Origin of the sequence: Comamonas sp. UBA7528 (assembly GCF_002479375.1) — a bacterium.
Classification (GTDB): domain Bacteria; phylum Pseudomonadota; class Gammaproteobacteria; order Burkholderiales; family Burkholderiaceae_C; genus Comamonas.
In genome coordinates this window covers 93,829-106,373 of the sequence record NZ_DLMU01000008.1, presented here as the reverse complement: position 1 = coordinate 106,373, position 12,545 = coordinate 93,829, and the positions used below count along the sequence as shown (strand labels likewise).

Annotated in this window: 11 protein-coding genes; 1 reads left to right on the top strand and 10 read right to left on the bottom strand. The window is 68.4% G+C overall.

Annotated elements, in window-relative coordinates; all coding sequences use genetic code 11:
- Window positions 1–74 precede the first annotated feature (74 nt).
- The 6 genes from B3349_RS09425 to B3349_RS09400 form a co-directional block, all read right to left on the bottom strand.
- On the bottom strand, window positions 75–1,445 hold the full coding sequence (locus B3349_RS09425) for an ATP-binding protein (protein WP_291588385.1): 1,371 nt from the start codon (window positions 1,443–1,445) through the stop codon (window positions 75–77).
- A complete protein-coding gene (locus B3349_RS09420) occupies window positions 1,442–2,101 on the bottom strand; it encodes a response regulator transcription factor (RefSeq protein ID WP_291588384.1) in 660 nt (219 codons plus the stop codon). The genes B3349_RS09425 and B3349_RS09420 overlap by 4 nt, the downstream gene beginning before the upstream one ends.
- A gap of 39 nt (window positions 2,102–2,140) precedes the next feature.
- The gene (locus tag B3349_RS09415) at window positions 2,141–3,679 is read right to left on the bottom strand and encodes a Do family serine endopeptidase (RefSeq protein ID WP_291588383.1); all 1,539 of its coding nucleotides are present in this window, start codon (window positions 3,677–3,679) and stop codon (window positions 2,141–2,143) included.
- A 255-nt stretch (window positions 3,680–3,934) separates the two neighbouring features.
- Entirely contained in the window at window positions 3,935–4,285 is a 351-nt protein-coding gene (arsC, locus tag B3349_RS09410; RefSeq protein WP_291588382.1) for an arsenate reductase (glutaredoxin), read from the bottom strand.
- Between the two features lie 51 nt (window positions 4,286–4,336).
- Window positions 4,337–4,732 (bottom strand): DUF423 domain-containing protein, encoded by a 396-nt coding sequence (locus tag B3349_RS09405; protein ID WP_291588381.1) that lies wholly within the window; start codon window positions 4,730–4,732, stop codon window positions 4,337–4,339.
- A gap of 29 nt (window positions 4,733–4,761) precedes the next feature.
- The gene (locus B3349_RS09400; RefSeq protein ID WP_291588650.1) at window positions 4,762–6,405 is read right to left on the bottom strand and encodes an ABC transporter permease; all 1,644 of its coding nucleotides are present in this window, start codon (window positions 6,403–6,405) and stop codon (window positions 4,762–4,764) included.
- 129 nt (window positions 6,406–6,534) lie between these two features.
- Between B3349_RS09400 and B3349_RS09395 the strand changes: the two genes are divergently transcribed.
- Window positions 6,535–7,623, top strand: a complete 1,089-nt coding sequence (locus B3349_RS09395) for an ABC transporter ATP-binding protein (RefSeq protein WP_291588380.1) — start codon at window positions 6,535–6,537, stop codon at window positions 7,621–7,623.
- Between the two features lie 99 nt (window positions 7,624–7,722).
- On the opposite strand, the gene B3349_RS09390 is transcribed toward B3349_RS09395, so the two are convergent.
- The 4 genes from B3349_RS09390 to B3349_RS09375 form a co-directional block, all read right to left on the bottom strand.
- Entirely contained in the window at window positions 7,723–9,135 is a 1,413-nt protein-coding gene (locus tag B3349_RS09390) for a dihydrolipoyl dehydrogenase (protein ID WP_291588379.1), read from the bottom strand.
- Window positions 9,136–9,277: 142 nt separating this feature from the next.
- Entirely contained in the window at window positions 9,278–10,039 is a 762-nt protein-coding gene (locus B3349_RS09385; RefSeq protein ID WP_291588378.1) for a lysophospholipid acyltransferase family protein, read from the bottom strand.
- A gap of 22 nt (window positions 10,040–10,061) precedes the next feature.
- Entirely contained in the window at window positions 10,062–11,357 is a 1,296-nt protein-coding gene (locus B3349_RS09380) for a dihydroorotase (RefSeq protein ID WP_291588377.1), read from the bottom strand.
- A gap of 223 nt (window positions 11,358–11,580) precedes the next feature.
- Window positions 11,581–12,543 (bottom strand): aspartate carbamoyltransferase catalytic subunit, encoded by a 963-nt coding sequence (locus tag B3349_RS09375; RefSeq protein ID WP_291588649.1) that lies wholly within the window; start codon window positions 12,541–12,543, stop codon window positions 11,581–11,583.
- Between the last annotated feature and the right edge of the window lie 2 nt (window positions 12,544–12,545).

Below are 12,545 nucleotides of genomic sequence, written 5' to 3'. Positions count from 1 at the left end.
GCCACGCGCCCCATGCGCGGTCGCCCTGCGCGCTGTCCCCAGCGGCGCGCCATCCACAGTCACACCACAGCCGCCTAGGCAGACTCCTGCACGGCCGGCCAGCACACCCGCACGCACAGCCCACCCAGCGCGGGTGATTCAAGCAGTTCCACCTGCGCGCCCTGGCGCTGGGCAATGGTCTGCACAATGGCCAGCCCCAGGCCGCTGCCGGGCACACCCGATGCGGCGGCACCGTCGGCGCGTACAAAGCGCTCCAGCGCCCGCGCACGTTCTGCGGCGGGAATGCCCGGGCCGCTGTCTTCCACCCGCAGCTCCACCTGGGCCGGGCGGTCGGGCAAAGCAGGCAGCAACGCCAGCCGCACATCCACCTGCCCACCGGCCGGCGTGTACTTGATGGCGTTGTCCAGCAGATTGCCCAGCAGCACCTGCAGACTGGCCGGCTCTGCCCGCACATTGGCGGCAGCGGCACTGCCCTCGGCCAGACCCAGGTCCACCCCCTGGGCCTGGGCGCTGGGGGCCAGATCGGCCAGTTGCTGTGCCACCAGCGGCGCCAGATCCACCACCGGGGCCGGGCTGCTGCGGGCGCCTTGCTGTGCATCTTCCCGCGCCAGCAGCAGCAGCTGGTCCACCAGCTGGGCTGCGCGGTCGATGCCGGCTGCCAGCCGCTGCTGGGCGCGGTGGCGCGCCGCCTCATCCGGAGCGCGCTGCAGGCCTTGCAGCTGCAGCTTCAGCGCCTGCAGCGGCGAACGCAGGGCGTGGGCAGCGTCGGCCACAAAATGCTGCTGGCTGGCAAATGCCTGCTGCACGCGGGCGAACAGCAGGTTCAGCTCCTGCACCAGCGGCTGCACCTCCTGCGGCAGACCGGCCTCGGGCACCGGCGCCAGCGATGCGGCACTGCGCCCGGCCAGTTCCCGCCGCACCCGCTCCACCGGGCGCAGCGCATGGCCGACCACCCACCACACGGCCAGCGCCAGCAAGGGCGCCAGCAGCGCAATCGGCCACACCGTGCGCCAGGCCAGCGTGCGCGCCATTTGGCGGCGCACCTGCAGGTTCTGCGCCACCTGGATCACCTGGGCCGGGGACTGCAGCGAAAACACCCGGTAGGTCGTACCACGCACCGGCACATCGGCAAAGCCCAGCACCGCCATCTGCGGCAGCGCGGCCCCGAAGGCGGATTCAAAAATGCGCAGACCTTCATTGGTCCAGACCTGGACAATGAATTCGTGGTTCTCATCCTCCGGCGGCAGCAGGGGGGAGGCGGCACGCGCATCCACCGGCAGGCCGGCGCGCAATGCCAGTGCGGTCTGGCGCATCTGGTAGTCGAACAGGGCATCGGCTTCCGCCAGCGCATTGCGGTAGGCCAGCGCCCCCTGCAGCAGCGCGGCCAGCACAATGGCCAGCCCCATCAGCACGATGAGACGGATGCGCAGCGAAGTTGCCTTCATGCCTTGGGCACCATATAGCCTAGGCCGCGCACGTTGAGAATGAACGCAGCGCCCAGCTTCTTGCGCAGGCCGTGGATGTACACCTCGACCGCGTTGCTGCCCACTTCTTCCCCCCAGCCGTAGAGCTTGTCTTCCAGCTGCGCCCGGCTGAGCACCTGGCCCGATCGGGCGGTCAAGGCTTCCAGCACCGCCCATTCACGCGCCGACAGCGCCACGCTGGCGCCCTGCAAGGTCACGCTGCGGGTGCTGGGATCCACCTCCACGCCGCCGTGGCAGTACGCCGGCTCGGCCCGCCCGCTGCTGCGCCGGTGCAGCGCGCGCATGCGGGCCAGCAACTCGTCCAGGTCATAGGGTTTGACGATGTAGTCGTCCGCCCCCGCATCCAGCCCGGCCACACGCTGGGCCACGGCATCACGGGCTGTGGCCACCAGCACCGGCGTGCGGTCCTTGCGGGCACGCAGCGCGCGCAGCACATCCAGGCCATCCATCTTGGGCAGACCCAGGTCCAGCAGCACCAGGTCGTAGGCGGTGGTGCGCAAGGCCGTGTCGGCCTGCACACCGTCGCGCGCCCAGTCCACTGCGTGGCTGGCGCCCCGCAGCAGGTCCTGGACGGCTTCGCCGATCATGGGATCATCTTCAACCAGCAGCAATCGCATGGTGCAAGCATAGCCGTGTGGCGTCCCGATGGCTCACCCTCAGCCCAGGTGCACGGGGACAAAGATCTTGTCACCCCCCCGCATCACCAGCAGGGCCACGGTCTTGCCGGCCTTGGCCATGGCAGCCTGCACGGTGTCCATGCTGCTGACCGGCTGGTTGTTGATGGACAGCAGCACATCGCCCGCCACCACACCGGCCTGTGCCGCAGGCCCTGCCACCTGGCCGATCAGCAGACCGCCCTGCACGCCCACCTGCTGCTGTTCCTGCGGGGTCAGCGGGCGCAGGCCCAGACCCAGCTTGCCTTTTTCCACGCTGGCCTGCGCGGTCTTCTTGGCCTTGGCATCGTCCGCGCTGGCCAGGGTGGCCGTCAGCTGCTGCAACTTGCCCTGGCGCCAGACGGTCAGCTGTACCTCCTGGCCGGGCCGGCGCATGCCCACATAGGCCGGTAGATCGCCGGAAGAGACAATGCGCTGACCGTCCACCTCGCGCAGCACATCGCCCGGCTGCAGGCCGGCCTTGGCGGCGGGCGAACCGTCCTGGACCGACGACACCAGCGCACCTTCGGGTGTGGGCAGGCCAAAGGATTCAGCAAAGCCCTGGTTCACTTCCTGCACTGCCACGCCCAGGCGGGCATGTTCCACCTTGCCGTGGGCCACGATCTGCTGCTGGATCTGCGTGGCCAGCTCGATCGGGATGGCAAACGACACCCCCTGGTAGCCGCCCGAGCGGGTATAGATCTGGCTGTTGATGCCCACCACCTCGCCGCGCGCATTGAACAGCGGGCCGCCCGAATTGCCGGGGTTGATGGCCACGTCGGTCTGCAGGAAAGGCACCAGGCTGTCGTCCGGCAGCGAGCGGCCCTTGGCGCTGACCACGCCGGCCGTCACGCTGTTCTCGAAACCAAATGGTGCGCCAATGGCCAGCACCCATTCGCCCACCTGCAGGTCCTTCGTGTTGCCCAGGCGCACGGTGGGCAGGTTCTGCGCATCGATGCGGATCACGGCCACATCGGTCTTGGGATCCATGCCCAGCACCTTGGCCCGGAATTCACGCCGGTCGCTGAGCTTGACGGTCACTTCCTTGGCGCCATAGACCACATGGGCGTTGGTCAGAATCAGACCATCGCTGCCCACGATGAAGCCCGACCCCTCGCCCCGTGCCGGTGTATCGCGCGGCTGGGGCTGGTCCCCGGGCAGGCCCGGCATGCCGAAGCGGCGGAAGAATTCAAAGAAGGGATCGTCCGGGCTGATCTGCGGGCCGGCGCCGCTGTCATCGCTGTCGTCGTCGGCTGCGGCGTCGCCACGCATCTGCATGGCGCGGGCATCGCCCACCACGCTGATGTTCACCACGGCCGGTGCGTTGGCACGGGTGATGGCGGCAAAGTCGGGCATGGCCACCGTGGGCACCAAGGCCGGTGCAGTCGGCGCGACCGCTGCTGCGACAGTAGCGGCCGGGGTGGCGCGCGCTTCGTGGTGCAAACCGGTCACCAGACCGGCACCCGCTGCGCCAATGGCGCCAGCGGCGACCAGGGCCAGAACCAGACGACGGGGAGTAGAGAGCAGAGTATCAGTATCCATGGCGGTTCCTTTCAGTCCTACCGGCATGCCGGTATTGCGATGGACTGCAGTGTTCCCGCCCAGACTTAAAAGTGACTTAAGCCACGGCTTCAACCCGCGATTGCAGGCGTGGCACCGTGAGCACCACCCGCGACACGCCGTGGACCGGCCCTGTCGCAGGCATGAAGGATCCGGATGCGCTGCCCGCAGCTGTGCGCCGCATCTGGGCCCCTGCCTCACCAGGCCGTGCAGCGCAACTGGGCCGGCGCGCGCTGCTTACAGCAGCTCCAGCACCTTCTCGGGCGGGCGGCACAGCGCAGCGCCCTTGGGGGTGACCACAATGGGACGGTTCAGCAGCGCCGGATGGGCTGCCACAGCCTGGATGATCTGCACATCGCTCACGCCCGGCTGGTCCAGGCCCAGTTCCTGGTAGACCGCTTCCTTGGTGCGTAGCAGCTCACGCACGGGCACGCCCAGGTGTTCCACCAGCTCGGACAGCTCGGGCGCGGTCAGCGGCGTGGCAATGTAGTCGACGATATTGGGCTCGATGCCGCGCTCGCGGATCAGGGCCAGCGCGCCGCGCGAATTGCTGCAGCGGGCGTTGTGAAAAATGGTGATATCGCTCATGCCGCGAGTGTAGGGGCAGCGCAGCCCCCGCACACCCGGTCCGGCACGGATTCAAGGCCGGTTGCGCAAGCCCAGTCCGGCGGCAGCCAGCACCAGCCAGCCGGCGATCAGGCAGGTGCCGCCCCAGGGCACGAAGGCGCGCAGGCTGTCCACGCCGCCCAGAATGCGCAGATAGACCAGCCCGCTGAACAGCAGCACCCCCACGGTGAACAGCAGGCCGGCCAGCGCCAGCAGCCGGCTTTCCGCCCGCTGCGCCAGTGCCCCCACGCCCAGCAGCGCCAGCGCGTGGAACATCTGCTGCTGCACCGCCGTCTGCAAGGTGGCCCGTGCCGCTTCGCGCATCGTGGCGTCTTCGATAAAGCCCAGCCCGTGCGTCGCATAGGCGGCCATGCCCACGCCCACGGCGCCCAGCAGCCCGGCCACCGCAATCCAGATTCTTCCACCCATGGCTCTCGGCCCTTTCCTTGTTGCTTGGTTTAGCTGCGCCCGGACCGCAGGGTGCGGCTGAGCATGATGACGGGAATCAGGCCCACGGCCACCAGTGCCAGCGAAGGCAGTGCGGCCTCGCCCAGGCGCTCGTCGCGGGCCAGCTGGTAGGCCACCACGGCCAGCGTATCGCTGTTGAAAGGCCGCAGCACCATGGTGGCGGGCAGTTCCTTCATCACATCGACAAACACCAGCAGGCCGGCAGCGGCCGTGGAGCGGCGCAGCAGCGGCCAGTGCACGCGGCGCAGCAAGCCCCAGCCGCCGGTGCCCAGCATGCGGGCCGATTCATCCAGGCTCATGGGAATGCGCGAATACCCGCTTTGCACCGACTGCAGCGCCACCGCGCAAAAGCGCACCAGATAGGCCCAGACAATACCCACGGCCGTGGCGGTGATCAACGCGGGCAAGCCCCATTCCGGCACCGCCTGCTGCAACCAGCCCACCGGCAGCAGCAGCCCCACCACGATGACGGCCCCCGGCACGGCATAGCCGATGCTGGCCAGCTGCACCACGCCGCGGGTCAGCCCATCGGGGCGGCGGCGCACGGCATAGGCCAGCGCCAGCGCAATCGCCACCGCCAGCACGGCGGTGATGGCACCCAGGCGCACGCTGTTGGCGGCCCATTCCAGAAAACGATTCCATGGCAGCACCGTCCAGTCGGCAGCCAGCGGGCGCAGCATGAAGGCCACCGGCGCCACAAAGCCCATCACCACGGGCAGCAGGCACACCAGCCAGGCCAGGGCGCAGCGCCAGCCGCGCAGGCGCTGGGGCTGTGCTTCGGCCGAGCCGGCGCGGCCCACGCCGCTGGTGGTAAAGCGCATGCGGCGCTGGGCACGCAGCTCCAGCTGCAGCAGCAGAACCACCAGCACCAGCAGCATGGTGGACAGCTGGGCTGCGGCAATGCGGTTGTCCATGGCCAGCCAGGCTTTGTAGATGCCGGTGGTAAAGGTCTGGATGCCGAAGTAGCTGACCACGCCGAAGTCCGCCAGCGTCTCCATCAGCACCAGCGCCACGCCGGCGGCCACGGCCGGGCGGGCCAGCGGCAGCGCCACCGTCCAGATGCGGCGGCGCAGCGAAGCGCCCATCAGCCGCGCCGCTTCCATCAAGTGGGCGGCGCGCTCGCCCAGCGCGGTGCGGGCCAGCAGATAGACATAGGGATAGAGCGAGAAAATGAACACCCAGACGGCGCCGCCCAGGCTGCGCACCTCGGGCAGCAGGCGGCCTTCCAGGCCATAGGTGTCGCGCAGCCAGACCTGCAGCGGGCCGCTGAACTGCAGGAAATCGGTGTACGCATAGGCGGTCACATAGGCGGGCATGGCCAGCGGCAGCAGCAGCAGCCACTCCATGGCGCGGCGGCCCCGGAAATCGAACAGCGTCACGGCCGCTGCCGTGCCGGTGCCCACAATGGCGGCCCCCACGGCCACCAGCAGGCCCAGCCAGATGGTGGTGCCCAGATAGCCCGGCAGCACGGTGGAAGCCATCTCGCGCAGGATGCTGGCGGGCGTGGCTTCGCCCTGGCCCAGGGCCTGATCGATGGGCAGCCACGAGGCCAGCACGGCCAGCACCGGCAAAGTCAGAAGCAGCGCCAGCAGCAACAGCGGGATGGCGCGGAGAGAGAAGGAGCGGAAACGCAAGAGCAGGTCCTGGCGGAAGATGGAGGTCACATCCCGGGGTCAGCGACCCACCACAAGTGTCCATTCCGCAGGGAATGGAAAGAATGCAAATGCAAATTCTACGCATTTGCCGTCTTCTACAATTTAGCCATGTTCCTCCAAGTGTCCCAACTCGGCGTGCGTTACGCCGGTCGCCCCCGCCCGGCTGTCGACGGCGTGTCCCTGAATCTGCAGGCCGGCGATATCGGCGTGCTCATCGGCCCTTCTGGCTGCGGCAAGACCACGCTGCTGCGTGCCGTGGCCGGGCTGGAACCCGTGAGCGAGGGCACGATTGCGCTGGAAGGCCGCGTGGTCAGCTCCTCCACCGTGGCCCTGCCGCCCGAGCAGCGCCGCATCGGCATGGTGTTTCAGGACTATGCCCTGTTCCCCCACCTGAGCGTGGGCCGCAATGTGGCTTTCGGCATCCACGATCTGCCCAAGGCCGAGCAGGAGCGCCGTGTGACCGAGGTCCTGGAACTGGTGGGCCTGACCGGATCGGCCGCGCGCTTTCCGCACGAACTCTCCGGCGGCCAGCAGCAGCGCGTGGCCCTGGCCCGCGCGCTGGCTCCACGCCCGCAGCTGCTGCTGCTGGACGAACCTTTTTCCAACCTGGATGTGGACCTGCGCGAACGCCTGGCCCACGAGGTGCGCGGCATCCTGAAGGAAGCCAAGGCCACGGCCTTGTTTGTGACGCACGACCAGCTGGAGGCCTTTGCCATTGGCGACAAGATCGGCGTCATCCACGATGGCCATCTGCACCAGTGGGACAGCGCCTACCGCCTCTACCACCGTCCGGCCACGCGCTTTGTGGCGGACTTCATCGGCCACGGCGTGTTCCTGCCGGCGGAGCTGCGCCCGCATGGCGACCACGGTGTGGTGCTGCACACCGCGCTGGGTGACCTGGTGGATGGCGGTGAATGCCCGCTGCCCTCGGCCTACCCAGGCGGGCAGTGCGATGTGCTGCTGCGCGCCGACGACATCGTGCACGACGACCATGCGCCGGTGCAGGCGCAGATTCTGCGCAAGGCGTTCCGCGGCTCGGAATTTCTCTACACGCTGCGGCTGGACAGCGGCCACAACGTGATGGCCCATGTGCCCAGCCACCACGACCATGCGGTGGGCTCGCGCGTGGGCATCCGCCTGGACATGGACCATGTGGTGACCTTCCCGCGCGAAGAGCAACTGAGCCCGGTACCCTGAGCACGGCGCCAGCTGCGGCGGGCAGCACAACAGGCCGTGTGCCGCAACTGCAGCACCGGCATCGGACATGCCAAGCAGCTGTGCGGCATGCCCCTCCGTTCAGCCGATCTTCTTGAAGGCCTTGCGCAGTTCCTTGAGCGCGTTGTCGATCATCTCCTCCACCGTGGGGTGGTAGTACGGCAGATCGCGCAGGCTCTCCGACGTTTCGCCGCGCTGCACCGCCCAGGCCAGTTGGTGGGCCAGGTGCTCGCCACCGGTGCAGAAGATGCTGGCGCCCAGCAGCTTGCGGCTGCTGGCATCGGCATACAGCCGCAGCACATGGTGGGGCGCCTGCATGATCTTGGAACGCCCATTGCCGCTGCCGCGCGTGGTGGCCACCACGGCATCGGGCGGCAGGCTGTGAAAGCGCTTGCCCACCACGGCCAGGTCCGGGTCGCTGAACACAATCGACAGCGGCGCGCTGCGCCGGCGCACCGGCTGGCCTTTTTCCAGCCCCAGGTGCTGCAGCGCACGCTGGGCGGCAATCACGCCGCCCACGGCGGCCTCGTGCATCAGCGGCCGGTCGCTGCCCACATCGCCGGCCAGGAACATGGGCACCCCCAGCACCTGCTGCGTGACCACGTCCCAGCGCAAGCGGCCCTTGTCGTCAAAATGCGCGCCGGCCTGCTCCAGCGCCAGGGCCTGGGTCCGCGGCATGCGGCCGGTCGCGGCCAGCACCCAGTCCACCTGGGCCTGCACGGCCCCGGCCTGAAAATCCACCCGCCCATCGCTGCGGCGCTGGGCCGTCACTGGCGCCTCGAATGCCATGGGAAACTGCTTGCCGAAGTAGTCCAGCGCCGCGCTGTTCACCTCCGGGTCTTCCATCAGCCCGATACGGTGCGACCGGTTGCTGCCTACCACCTGGCTGCCCAGACGCGACAGCGCCAGGCCCATCTCCAGGCCGATGGGGCCCAGACCCACCACGGCCAGGCTGCGCGGCAACTCGTCCAGGTAGAACAGTTCGTCGGTGGTGATCAGCTTGTCGCCCAGGGCATCGTGCAGCGCCTGGGGCCGCGTGGCTTCGGAGCCCGTGGCCAGCACAAAGGCCCTGGCCTGCACCGTGGTGCCGCCTTCCAGCAGCAGGGTCTGCGGTCCGGTGAAGCGCGCCTGGCCGCTCAGCAGTGCATCGCCCGCCAGCTCGTTGAGCTGGCGGATATTGCCTTCCACCAGCTGGTCGCGCGTGGTCAGGGCCTGCTCCCACAGCAGCTGGGGCGTGGTGCTGCCTGCGGGCAGCAGGTCCAGCGCGCGGTCGCGGTGGGCGGCTGGCAACAGGCTGCGCAGCATGTCCCAGCGCTTGCCGGCCTGCAGCACGGCCTTGGACGGCATGCAACCCACACGGGCACAGGTGGTGCCCAGCGGCCCCTGGTCGATGATCACGGCCCGCACGCCGGCCTTGCGCAGCGTGCTGAAGGCATTCATGCCCGCTGTTCCGGCACCGATGACGGCCACATCCACTTGCACGTTTGCTCCCATGTCTGCCCTCCTGAACTGATGACTTGCTCACCATTCTGATAGCAGAATGTGCAATCTGGAGTAGGCAAATGGCCTGAGGCACCCGGAAACCAACACGGCCCGGGATCACCGGGCCGTGTGGCAGGAGAAAGAGCGGGTGAATTCAGTCGCCCGCCGGACCGCAGGGCAGGCCGGCCAGGGCCGCCACGCGCTGGCGCATGTCTTCGCTCCATGTGCGGCGGTCGCGCCCGCGGGCGGTCTCGGGCACGCCATAGTGCACCTGGGCCACCAGATCGTCGGCCCGCAGGGTGCGCCAGATGGAGGTCAGCAGCGTGGTATCACCCTCGTAGCTGGGTGCAGTGCTGACTTCGCCGCTCGCCGCCGTCACAAAGCGCAGTGCCACGGGCTGCACCGGCACATCGGCCACCACGGCCGACTGCAGCAGATTGCTGTGGAACGGCAGCAGGCGCAGGCCGTCGCCCGTGGTGCCTTCGGGAAACACCGCCAGCACATCGCCCTGGGCCAGGCTGTCGGCCATGGTCTGCACCATGCGCTGCGCGTCGCGGCGCGAGCTGCGTGCGATGTACAGCGTGCCTGCCGCCGTGGCAAGCCGGCCGATCAACGGCCAGCTGCGCACATCGTCCTTGGAGACAAAGCGGCAAAAGCGCGCCGCGTGCATGACCGGGATGTCCAGCCACGAGATATGGTTGGCCACCAGCAGGGCCGGCCCGTCCGACACCGGATGGCCGACCACTTCCAGCCGGATCCCGGCCTTGCCCAGCAAGGCGCTGGCCCAGGCCTGCACACGCTGCTGGCGTTCCAGGCTGTTGAGGCGCGGAAAGCGCCACACCACCGTGGCCATGCCCTGCAGGACATGGCCCAGCATGTGCAGCGCGCGGGCGCTGGCCCGCAGATGACTGGCCATGGGGTGCGCTTTCGGCCGTGATTTAGGCGCGCTCGAAGGCGATATGGCCGCCCACCACGGTCAGCTGCACGCGTGCGGGCAGTTCGTAGCCGTTGAACGGCGTGCTCTTGCCCTGGCTGGCCAGTTCGCTGGCCCCCACGGTCCAGGCCGCTTGCGGGTTGACCACGCACAGGTCGGCCACACCGCCATCCACCAACTGGCCCAGGCTGGCCTGCAGCGTGCCCAGGGCACCGCCCAGCACGCGGGCCGGAGCCGCGGTGACCACTTCCAGTGCGCGCACCAGCGGCACGTTCTGGTCCTGCGACCATTTCACGGCCAGGGCCAGCAGCAGCTCCACCCCGGTGGCACCGGGTTCGGCTTCGGCAAACGGCAGCACCTTGGCATCTTCATCCACCGGACAGTGGTCGGAGACCAGGGCGTCGATGGTGCCGTCGGCCAGTGCGGCACTCAGCGCATCGCGGTCGCGCTGCTGGCGCAGCGGCGGGACCAGGCGGGCGCTGCTGTCGAAGTAGCCGATGTCGTTTTCGGTCAGGTGCAGCGAGTTGATGGAGACGTCGGCAGTCACATTCAGGCCCTCGGCCTTGGCCTTGCGCACCAGCTCCACACCTGCGGCGCTGGACAGACGGCACAGGTGCACACGGGTCTGCGAACCACGGATCAGCTCGAAGATGGTGTGCAGCGCAATGGTTTCTGCCGCCACCGACACGCCCGACAGGCCCATGCGGGTGGCCAGCGGGCCGCTGGCGGCCACGCCCTTGCCCAGATCCTTGTCCTGCGGGCGCAGCCACACGGCGTAGCCAAAGGTGTTGGCGTAGGCCAGCGCGCGACTGAGCGTGGTGATGCTGGACAGCGGCACATCGGCCTGGCCGAAAGCCACGCAACCGGACTCGGTCAGCTCGGCCATTTCGGTCAGCGTCTCGCCCTTCAGGCCCACCGTCAGTGCGCCCATGGGGAACAGGCGCGACTGGTGCAGCTTTTCCGCACGGAACTTGAGCATTTCCACCAGACCCTGCTCGTCCAGCACCGGATCGGTATCGGGCAGGCAGACCAGGCTGGTCACCCCGCCGGCCACGCTGGCGCCCATTTCGGAGGCCAGCATGCCTTCGTGTTCATAACCGGGCTCGCGCAGGCGCACGGCCAGATCCACCAGACCGGGCAGCACCCACTGGCCCGAGGCATCGACCACACGGTCGGCCTCAAAACCGGCCGGAGCGTGGCCTACCGCCACCACACGGCCGGCGGCCAGCGCCACATCACAGACCTGGTCAAAACCGCGGGCCGGATCGATCACGCGGCCGTTTTGAATCAAGATTTTCATGGTTTCACACCAAATGGGCCGCCCATGCGCTCTGCAGGCGCACAAGCAGCAATCAAACACATACCCAGCAAAGCCTCACGCCACCCGCCCCTGCGCATCGCCTGCTGTCGCCGGGACACCGAACCCGCGCCGTCCTGGCGCATGGGTGTCGCCGCCCCACCCGCTGCAACGCGGCGGGTGAAGGGGGAAGCGGCGCAGCCGCTCAGGGGGAGGGCCGGATGCATCAGGCCTCGTTGCCCGCCACGATCGACATGACCGCCATGCGCACGGCGATGCCGAAAGTCACCTGCGACAGGATCACCGCCTGCGGGCCGTCGACCACGGCGGAGTCGATCTCCACGCCGCGGTTGATGGGCCCCGGGTGCATGACGATGGCGTCGGGCTTGGCCAGCTCCAGGCGCTTTTCGGTCAGGCCGAAGCTCTTGAAATACTCCTGGCTCGACGGCAGCAGGGCGCCGCTCATGCGTTCGTTCTGCAGACGCAGCGTGATGATGACGTCGCAGTCCTTGATGCCTTCTTCCAGGTTGTGGAAGACGCGCACGCCCATTTGCGCCATGTCCGACGGCACCAGGGTGCGGGGGCCGACCACTCGCACCTCGGCCGCGCCCAGGGTGGTCAGGGCATGGATGTCCGAACGCGCCACGCGCGAATGCAGCACATCCCCGACGATGGCCACGCGCAGGTTGGAGAAATCCTTCTTGTAGTGGCGGATGGTGTACATGTCCAGCAGACCCTGGGTCGGGTGGGCATGGCGGCCGTCACCGGCATTGACCACGTGGACATGGGGTGCCACATGCTGGGCAATCAGGTAGGGGGCGCCGGATTCGCTGTGGCGCACGACAAAGATATCGGCCGCCATGGCCGAGAGGTTGTCGATGGTGTCCAGCAGCGTCTCGCCCTTGGCGGTAGAGCTGCGGGCGATGTCCAGGTTGAACACGTCGGCGCTCAGGCGCTTGGCCGCGATCTCGAACGTGGTGCGGGTGCGGGTGCTGTTCTCGAAGAACAGGTTGAACACGCTCTTGCCGCGCAGCAGCGGCACTTTCTTGACTTCGCGGTCATTGACGTTCACGAAGTTGCTGGCCGTATCCAGGATATGGGTCAGGATGCCCTTGGACAGCCCTTCGGTGGTGAGCAGGTGGATGAGCTCGCCGTTCTTGTTCAGCTGGGGGTTGCGCTTGTACAGCACGT

What these genes read in the sequence shown, in the direction of transcription:
- B3349_RS09425 (WP_291588385.1), bottom strand. Translation starts at nt 1,445, where the DNA reads ATGAAGGCAACTTCGCTGCGCATCCGTCTCATCGTGCTGATGGGGCTG.
- B3349_RS09420 (WP_291588384.1), bottom strand. Translation starts at nt 2,101, where the DNA reads ATGCGATTGCTGCTGGTTGAAGATGATCCCATGATCGGCGAAGCCGTC.
- B3349_RS09415 (WP_291588383.1), bottom strand. Translation starts at nt 3,679, where the DNA reads ATGGATACTGATACTCTGCTCTCTACTCCCCGTCGTCTGGTTCTGGCC.
- arsC (WP_291588382.1), bottom strand. Translation starts at nt 4,285, where the DNA reads ATGAGCGATATCACCATTTTTCACAACGCCCGCTGCAGCAATTCGCGC.
- B3349_RS09405 (WP_291588381.1), bottom strand. Translation starts at nt 4,732, where the DNA reads ATGGGTGGAAGAATCTGGATTGCGGTGGCCGGGCTGCTGGGCGCCGTG.
- B3349_RS09395 (WP_291588380.1), top strand. Translation starts at nt 6,535, where the DNA reads ATGTTCCTCCAAGTGTCCCAACTCGGCGTGCGTTACGCCGGTCGCCCC.
- B3349_RS09390 (WP_291588379.1), bottom strand. Translation starts at nt 9,135, where the DNA reads ATGGGAGCAAACGTGCAAGTGGATGTGGCCGTCATCGGTGCCGGAACA.
- B3349_RS09385 (WP_291588378.1), bottom strand. Translation starts at nt 10,039, where the DNA reads ATGGCCAGTCATCTGCGGGCCAGCGCCCGCGCGCTGCACATGCTGGGC.
- B3349_RS09380 (WP_291588377.1), bottom strand. Translation starts at nt 11,357, where the DNA reads ATGAAAATCTTGATTCAAAACGGCCGCGTGATCGATCCGGCCCGCGGT.